This is a genomic window from Glutamicibacter sp. BSL13 (genome assembly GCF_052928425.1).
The window spans coordinates 55,325-63,989 of sequence record NZ_JAVGCZ010000008.1 but is presented as its reverse complement, the minus strand read 5'-3'; the positions used below and the strand labels follow the sequence as shown (position 1 = coordinate 63,989).

The following is an 8,665-nucleotide window of genomic DNA, read 5'->3' as shown; positions in this document are numbered from 1 at the left end:
ATGAACGGTTCTCGTTGGGGAATATCCATGACTAGGAAATCAGCGGCAGATGACCGGCAGTACCATGTTCGCGGAACAGCGGTACCCAGTTGCAAGAACAGGAGTACCTTCAAACCCTATTCTGCACTTCTCGGAGGCCTCGCAGTATATGCTTTCGCTCTTTTGATTTGTATGTCTCATGCTTCTAAGAGCGAGTTGAATGCCGATATAAAAAATATTGGCAACATGCATTTTATTGGTGATTCGCTCTCGGCATCGTGGTCCACGACTAAACGTTCAAAGGGATTTGTGTATAGGATATCTTCGCTTGCAAGCAGCCAACATATATCTACTTCGTTTCAAATCGAATCGGGAATTTCTGCATCATTTTTTAATCGCCACTATTCTGTCCCCATGTTCCCCGGAATCGTTATAGCGGAATTAGGAACTAATGATTTTCGACAAGGCAGCTCTGTGGATCAGTTTGAGACCGATTATAATCAGTTGATCAATGGGATCAGGCAACAAGGTGCGAGTGACTTAGTTTGTATAGGCGTATTCCAAGGGCGTTCGGATCGCCAAGAAGCGTTTGATCGAATAATTGAGGATTCATGCCTACGTTCCAACGGAGCGTTTGTATCTATTTTTGACTTATTCGACCGGCCCGGGAATCGTGGACCGGTTTCAAAGAAGTCGTGGAAGGGATTCGCTGATCTCGGGCATCCAAATGACCGAGGACACGATATTATTTATAAGAGACTCGTAGCAAAAATAGGTATCCTGTAAAATTTGTTATTGTACTGTACAAGCGGTAAATGATCATTGGAGTTCTTTTGGATGTTATGAGTTTGATTGAGAGTTATAGTGATGAGCGAGGAAATCGAATAGAGTACAGTGGCGCTCCGATCAGTGGCCCACAGGTTCATTTTCGAGGAAGCAATAATAAACTGATATTAGACTCGACAGTTAGACTAACTGCGAGTACGATTTTCCGCTTTGATTGCAATAACGCTACCATAAGAATCGGCAGGGGGCTTCATGGTTTCGCTGGTTTTCTGAGAGTCGGGGAAGATTCGGCGATTCTGATTGGTGACCATGTCACGACTTCCTCACGAGTAATTATTGGATCTGTGGAAGGCTCCACTGTCTCAATAGGTGATGATTGCATGATCTCCGGAGATGTTCAGATTCGTTCAGATGATGAACACCCTATATTTGATGTAGGAAGCGGAGCTCGTATCAATCTCTCGGAGTCAGTTCATATTGGCAATCACGTGTGGCTAGGGTGGGGCTCCCGCGTGCTAGGGGGCTCGTCTATTGGGGACGGTAGTGTCGTGGGCTTCTCCTCAATTGTTGCTGGTAGCTTCCCCAATAATTGCATTGTTGCTGGCGTCCCTGCCCGCTTGAAAAGAATGAACGTTGCATGGGAGCGGGATCACCTTACTCTAAAGGAGCCTTTTTATAAGCCCGATGCGTCAACTGTATCTAAATCGGGTTTCTGGAACCCGACAGTAACCTAAAATGTTCCCAAATTGACTTCTTGCGGACGTAGTCTCTATATCTGGGCGGCCAGCAGAAGGAACGAAATATGATGAATCAGACAGCCATCTTTATAGATGCGGGCTTCTTGCTTTCTTTGGGCGGACATAAGGCAGCTGGCACGACTCTTCGATCGGCGTTTACCATTCACTACGAAGCTCTGGTCAAAGGGCTCGTGCAAACCGTAAAGAAGAATACCGGCCTTAACAACTTGCGAGTATATTGGTACGACGCGTCCAAGGATGGACTGTTTACAGAGCAGCACAAACGCATCGGTTTTATTCCCGGTGTCAAGGTGCGCCTTGGCCGTATCTCCTATAACGGCGAGCAAAAGGGCGTGGACCTGCGTCTGGCCCTGGACCTTGTCGGCGTTGCGCGTCACGGCGCCGCATCCGTTGCGTATCTGGTTTCGGGAGACGACGATCTTGCTGAGGCGGTCGAAGAGGCACAGGATCTGGGTATGAAGGTCATCCTCCTGGGAGTGCGGCGCGACGAGAGCCGTTTGGGAGTGGCCTCAGTCGCAGAGCATTTGGCACTGACCGCAGACGCTATTGAGACCATCCCCGACCAACTATTGGACAGTTCCTTTACCAAAGTCATTGAGTGGGACGATCACCACGCTTCCGAGTCCGCGACGATCGCAGCCGCCCCCACCGAAACAGTCGCATCAGAGCCGAAGCCTGCTGCTCCCACCCCGGCGATTATGGCGCAGAGACCGAAGAACGTCAGCCAGGAGCAGGCTCGAGAGCAGATACCGGAATCAGAAGTTATCTATTCCAGCGGGGGTGAAAAGTCTGGCTTCCAGGGCAAAGCTGTGTATGAGCAAGAAGAAATGGCTGTCGCGCAGGAAATTGGTGCCAACGTTGCAAATTCCTGGCTGGCCAGCACCACGCAACTTGAATTGGTGGAGCTCATGGCCGACCGTCCCCAGCTGCCGCCCGAGATCGATCGGACGCTGCTCAAGGACTGCGCCCAGGTCATGGGGGAATGGAAAACCGACCAACAGCAGATCCGTCGGGTGTTGCGCGGAGCATTCTGGAGCTCGCTGGACAAATACACCTAAGAGCTAGACAACGTCTCTGACTCCTAAACAACCATGCAACTAAGGTAAATTACTAACGTGACTTCGCAGCAGAAACCCTATTACATCACCACCGCAATTTCGTACCCCAATGGCACGCCTCATATTGGTCATGCCTATGAAGTAGTGGCAACCGATGCCATGGCGCGTTTCAAGCGTCTGGATGGATACGACGTCTTCTTCATGACCGGCACTGATGAGCACGGCCAGAAAATGATGCAGACTGCTGAGAAGGAGGGCATCACCCCGGCCCAATTGGCTCAACGTAATTCGGATGCCTTCCAGGCGATGAATGATGAGTTGGGAATCAGTTACGACCGATTCATCCGCACCTCCGATGCGGATCATCACGCTGCAGCGCAGGAACTCTGGCGCCGTATGGAAGCCAACGGAGATATCTACCTCGATGCCTATGCGGGCTGGTATTCGGTGCGTGATGAAGCCTTCTACACCGAGGAACAAACCGAACTGCGTGAAGACGGGGTTCGCTACGCCGTTGAAACCGATACCGAGGTCACCTGGACCGAGGAGGAGTCCTACTTCTTCCGCCTCTCCAAGTACCAGGAGAAGCTGCTGAAGCTTTACGCGGAGCAGGAAGACTTCGGTGCCCCCAAGTCTCGCTTCAATGAAGTGATCCGCTTTGTTGAAGGTGGGCTCACTGATCTTTCGATCTCACGTACCACTTTCGACTGGGGCATCCCGGTTCCCGGTAATGACAAGCACGTCATGTACGTTTGGGTGGATGCGCTGACCAACTACTTGACCGGCGCCGGGTTCCCCGATGTCGAGGCCGCTTCATTCAAGAAGTTCTGGCCAGCCGATGTGCATGTCATTGGCAAGGACATTTCTCGCTTCCACGCCATCTACTGGCCTGCTTTCCTGATGTCCGCGAAGCTGGAGTTGCCGAACCGGATCATGATCCATGGCTTCCTGCATAATAACGGCGTGAAGATGTCAAAGTCACTGGGTAATACCGTCTCTCCGGATGACTTTGTCCAGCAGTACGGGCTCGATCAAGTACGCTACTTCTTCCTGCGTGAAGTCCCGTTCGGTGCCGACGGCAGCTACAACCACGAAACGATCGTTGCGAGAATCAACAGCGATCTGGCCAACAACTTCGGAAACCTGGCACAGCGGTCACTGTCCATGGTGGCCAAGAACTGTGGGGGAGTGGTGCCGAATCCAGGGGTGTTCAGCGAGGCTGACCGAGCCGAATTGGAAGCTGCTGCGGCGCTCTTGGACACCACTCGTGACTACTTCGCACGGCAGGAGTTCAGCCGCGCTCTGGAAGCGATCTGGCATGTTCTGGGCGATACCAACGCCTATTTCGCGGAACAAGAACCGTGGAAGCTGAAGAAGACCGACCCGGCCCGCATGGAGACGGTGCTTTACGTGACCCTCGAGGTGGTCCGCCAGGTCGCCATTCTGCTGCAGCCGGTACTGCCCCAAACCATGACGGCCATGCTGGATCTCCTGGCGGTGGGTAGCGGATCTGCCCGCACCTTCGAGAACTTCGATAAGGCGCTTGTTCCGGGAACCGAGTTGCCGGCACCGAGCCCCGTGTTCCCGCGGTATGAAGAGCCTAAGTAAACTCTGCAAGCTAAAGATCCAGCCCTGGCACCCTCGTCAGGGCTGGATCTTTATGGGCTGCGATTTACATTGCGTAGTGACATTACCGTCAGGGAGTAGCTACGCCGGTTTGGTAGGCGATGACGACAGCTTGAACCCGATCACGCGCTCCGAGCTTTGAGAGAATATGTCCCACATGGGTCTTCACGGTCGCTTCAGATAGGAAGAGATCTTGCGCGATTTCAGGATTCGATCGTCCGGCGGCGACCATTTCGAAAACTTCGCGCTCGCGTCGGGTTAAGGAATCAACGCGAGCCTGCAAGTTGGCATTGGGCTGCGAATTGCGTTTCAGAATCGGTGCCATGTGGTTTAGCAAGCGTCGGGTGGTGGACGGCGCGATCACGGCATCACCTCGATTCACAGTTCGAATGGACTCCAGAAGTTCTTCCGGAGGGGCATCTTTAAGCAGGAATCCACTGGCGCCGGCCTGAATGGCATTGAGTGCGTACTCGTCCATATCGAAAGTCGTCAGCACGATGACTTTCGGAGCTGCTCCCGGGTACTTTTCTCCGTGGAGAAGGTGTTCTGTGGTCTCTATGCCGTCCATCTCCGGCATTCGTACATCCATGAGGATCACGTCCGCGGTAGCCAGCAGCGTTGAGGCCAAGGCTTCCCGGCCATTGGCGGCCTCCGCGATCACTTCCATGTCGTCTTGGGAGTTGATCAGCATTCGAAAGCCGCTACGCACCAGCAGCTGGTCATCAACCAATGCGACTTTGATTTGCTCTGTATCGCCCACGTGTTTTTAGTCCTCCGAGTAAGGGATGAAAACTGAGACCTTGAAACCTCCACCCGGTTTCGGGCCGGCCGCGCATTCCCCATCGTATAGGGCGACCCGCTCGGCCATACCTCGTAACCCCTGTCCGGTACCTTCACTGGATAGGGCTCCGGCACCTCGTCCATCATCTTCAACGCTGATATCCAGGCCTCGTGTTCGCCAGGAGAGGGAAACTTCGGCGCTCGCGCTGGCCCCAGCATGCTTGACTACGTTCGTCAGAGCCTCCTGCACACAGCGGTACCCGGTCAGCTCCGCGCCAGCGGGAAGGGAACGTCGCGGCGTTCCCTGTAACGCTAAATCCACTTCCAAGCCGGTGCGCCTGACGGTACCAATCAGATCAGGGATATCTGCCAGCGTGGGCAGTGGCCGGTTATCTGCTCCCTGGCCCGTGCGGAGTACTCCGAGCAGGCGCCGCATCTCCCGCAACGACGAACGCCCCGTGTCGGCGACTGTTTTCAACGTGTCGATGGCGACCTGCGGATCCTTCGCGGCGGCATAACGTGCACCGTCAGCCTGGGTAATGATGACCGACAGTGAGTGGGCCACGATGTCATGCATTTCACGCGCAATATGGTTTCGTTCGTCGGAGGCCGCCAAGTCACGTTCGTACTGGCGTTCCAGTTCCAGCCGCTTGGCGTGGTCGCGCAGGGCATCCATTGTCAGTCTGCGTGTCCTTGCCAAGTCACCAAACGTCCAGGAGACCAGGACAATTAAGGAGAGCCCCACAAAGGATACGAAGGTGTCAAAGGAGAGGGGCTGAGCATAGGGCAGGCTGGAGAACATCCGCACAGTTGCCGCCAGCGCGCCGAAGATCCCTATGCCCAGAGTGGTCAGCGACTGCCAGCGCTTGCCGTATTTGGCCATGGTGTAGACGAGGATTGGCACTGAAAATTGCGAGGGCAAAAAGTAGTTGCCGTGCAACAGCTGCAAAAGGTGGCCGAGAACGACAACTACCGTGGCTGGCCAGGGAAAGCGTCGTCTGACAATCAGCGGCGCCGACTGCAGGAATGTAATCAGAACAACAACGGATGTTCCCACTCCGTAGACCAGGCCGAAGCTGCCGGCTACGCAGAAGAGTGTGTAGAAGGACCCGGCAATGGCGTCCACGCGATACGGGTTGTCCCGCACCCACTGATCGATGCGCCGGTGAAGACTTAAGAGTTCCAAGAAAAGGTGCCCACTCGTGATTTTCCTACTGTTCCTCTCAGGGTACTGAACAGAAGCAGAGCAGACCTCATGCCCAGGGTTGAAAATGAGAGGAGAATACAGCTGAGTTCATATAATGAGACGACTTCTCACATGTTGGATTCCTCCGGTTAGGATCTAAACATGGGAAACGTATTGAATATTGCAGTCATACCCGGGGACGGCATCGGGCCCGAGGTTGTGGCCGAAGCCGTTAAGGTTCTGAAGGTTGCCACCAACGCCAGCGCCACACAGGTTGAACTCACGGACTACGCCCTAGGAGCCGAGCACTGGCTGGCCACGGGGGAGAGCCTGAGCTCGGAAACCCTGGAGTCAATCAAGAAGCACGACGCCATCCTCTTCGGAGCCGTTGGTGCCGCGCCGGGGGATACCCGCATCCCTTCCGGGCTTATTGAACGTGAACTGCTGCTCAAGCTGCGCTTTTCCCTCGATCACTTTGTGAACTTGCGACCAGCCAGGCTGTACCCGGGGATTGAGAGCCCTCTGGCCAATCCTGGCGACATTGACTTCATCGTGGTGCGGGAAGGCACCGAGGGGCCGTATGTCGGCAACGGGGGATCGGTACGAACGAATACGGCCCACGAAATCGCCACCGAAGTCTCGGTCAACACCGCCTATGGTGTGGAGCGCGTGGTGCGTGATGCCTTCACCCGAGCTGCGGCACGCCCCCGCAGGCACGTAACGCTGGTGCATAAGCACAATGTCCTCGTACATGCTGGACACTTGTGGCGTCGCACGGTCGAGGCCGTGTCGGCGGACTTCCCGGAGGTGACCCACGATTATCTGCACGTGGATGCCGCCACCATCTTCCTGACCACCGACCCTTCCCGGTTCGATGTCATTGTCACCGACAATCTTTTCGGCGACATTCTTACCGATCAGGCCGGCGCCATCACCGGGGGCATCGGCTTGGCCGCCAGCGGCAACATCAACATGGACCGGACCTATCCCTCGATGTTCGAGCCGGTGCATGGCTCTGCGCCGGATATCGCCGGGCAGCAGAAGGCCGATCCCACGGCAGCGATCCTGTCCGTGTCATTGATGCTTGACCACCTGGGATTATCCAAGGAAGCCGCCGCGGTTGAGCAGGCTGTCGAAAAAGAGATCACCTCACGGCAGGAATTGACCGATCAGCGCACCACGGCCGAAATCGGCGATGCAATTGTGTCACTGCTGGCATAAGCTACACATAGAAGCCCAGCTGGCGAAGTGAATCTTCCCTGATGGGCGCAACCACGAACGGGTGTTCCGCTTTAGGCGTGGGCACCCGTTTTTCGTCACCGAAGTAAGGAAGTCCTAGGTCGATATGGAATTCACCGAACATCTCTCAACGAATCGCGCCACCGACGAAGAGCGCGCCCGCATCTTGGCGAACCCGGGTTTCGGTGACTTCTTTACGGATCACACCGCCGTGATTGACTGGACCGCCAACGAAAATAGCGAGGGCGGCAACTGGCATGATGCACGGATTGAACCTTACGGGCCCATTGCCCTGGATCCGGCTGCCTCGGTACTGCACTATGGTCAGGAAATCTTCGAAGGCCTGAAGGCCTACCGCCACGCAGATGGCACCGTCTGGACCTTCCGGCCCGACAAGAACGCCGCGCGTCTCAACCGCTCCGCAGCCCGTCTGGCCCTTCCGCAGCTCGACGAGGAGCTGTTTGTGGAGTCCCTGCGTAGGCTCGTGAAGGCAGATGTTCAGTGGGTTCCTTCCGAAGAAGGCGAGTCGCTGTACATTCGCCCGTTCATGATCGCCACCGAGGCCTTCCTTGGGGTGCGGGCAGCACGCGAAGTGTCCTACCGCGTAATCTGCTCGCCGGCCGGAAACTACTTCGGCGGCGAGCTGAAGCCGGTGTCCATCTGGGTCTCCACCAAGTACGCGCGCGCCGGTCGCGGCGGCACCGGCAATGCCAAGTGCGGCGGCAACTACGCTGCCTCCCTGGTCGCCCAGATGGAAGCCGAGGCCAACGGATGCAAGCAGGTACTCTTCCTGGACCCGTTCAACAACAATGCCGTCGAAGAGCTTGGCGGAATGAACGTGTTCTTTGTCATGAAGGATGGAACACTGGTCACCCCGGCGCTCACTGGAACCATCTTGGAGGGCGTAACCCGTGAATCGGTGCTGCAGCTCGCCGAGGACCGCGGGATGAAGGTCGAGGAACGGACCATCACCCTGGATGAATGGCGTGAAGGAGTTAACAGCGGTGACATCAGCGAAGTCTTCGCCTGCGGAACCGCGGCCGTGATCACCCCGATCGGTGTTCTGAAGAATGGGGATGAGGTTATTGGGGACCCTCAGGCCGCTGCCGGGGAAGTCACCATGGCCATTCGTGAAGAACTGCTGGGCATCCAGCTGGGAACCGTGGAAGACCGTCACGGCTGGCTGGAGCAGCTGGCGTAACGAGCAGGCAGTATCGATAGAATGGCTCGGGCTTTTCCTTGAAGTCCGAGCC

At 55.7% G+C, this 8,665-nt stretch carries 8 protein-coding genes; 6 read left to right on the top strand and 2 right to left on the bottom strand.

The window, feature by feature from the left end; all coding sequences use genetic code 11:
* From RCJ92_RS02715 to metG, 4 genes are all read left to right on the top strand, one after another.
* On the top strand, positions 1-765 hold a 765-nt coding region (locus RCJ92_RS02715; protein ID WP_446753714.1), incomplete at its 5' end, for an SGNH/GDSL hydrolase family protein.
* A gap of 29 nt (positions 766-794) precedes the next feature.
* The gene (locus RCJ92_RS02710) at positions 795-1,499 is read left to right on the top strand and encodes an acyltransferase (RefSeq protein WP_446753713.1); all 705 of its coding nucleotides are present in this window, start codon (positions 795-797) and stop codon (positions 1,497-1,499) included.
* A gap of 68 nt (positions 1,500-1,567) precedes the next feature.
* A complete protein-coding gene (locus tag RCJ92_RS02705; RefSeq protein WP_446753712.1) occupies positions 1,568-2,581 on the top strand; it encodes an NYN domain-containing protein in 1,014 nt (337 codons plus the stop codon).
* A gap of 57 nt (positions 2,582-2,638) precedes the next feature.
* Positions 2,639-4,189, top strand: coding sequence for a methionine--tRNA ligase (gene metG / locus RCJ92_RS02700; RefSeq protein ID WP_446753711.1), 1,551 nt, complete (start codon positions 2,639-2,641; stop codon positions 4,187-4,189).
* 88 nt (positions 4,190-4,277) lie between these two features.
* Here the strand turns inward: metG and RCJ92_RS02695 are convergent, their stop codons facing one another.
* Together RCJ92_RS02695 and RCJ92_RS02690 are read right to left on the bottom strand one after the other, a co-directional pair.
* Positions 4,278-4,967, bottom strand: coding sequence for a response regulator (locus RCJ92_RS02695; protein WP_446753710.1), 690 nt, complete (start codon positions 4,965-4,967; stop codon positions 4,278-4,280).
* Positions 4,968-4,973: 6 nt separating this feature from the next.
* Positions 4,974-6,134 (bottom strand): sensor histidine kinase, encoded by a 1,161-nt coding sequence (locus RCJ92_RS02690; RefSeq protein ID WP_446753717.1) that lies wholly within the window; start codon positions 6,132-6,134, stop codon positions 4,974-4,976.
* A gap of 201 nt (positions 6,135-6,335) precedes the next feature.
* On the opposite strand from RCJ92_RS02690, the gene RCJ92_RS02685 reads away from it, so the two are divergent.
* Both RCJ92_RS02685 and RCJ92_RS02680 read left to right on the top strand, forming a co-directional pair.
* Positions 6,336-7,394, top strand: coding sequence for a 3-isopropylmalate dehydrogenase (locus tag RCJ92_RS02685; RefSeq protein WP_446753709.1), 1,059 nt, complete (start codon positions 6,336-6,338; stop codon positions 7,392-7,394).
* 124 nt (positions 7,395-7,518) lie between these two features.
* Positions 7,519-8,613, top strand: a complete 1,095-nt coding sequence (locus tag RCJ92_RS02680; protein ID WP_446753708.1) for a branched-chain amino acid aminotransferase — start codon at positions 7,519-7,521, stop codon at positions 8,611-8,613.
* The last annotated feature ends 52 nt before the right edge of the window (positions 8,614-8,665 follow it).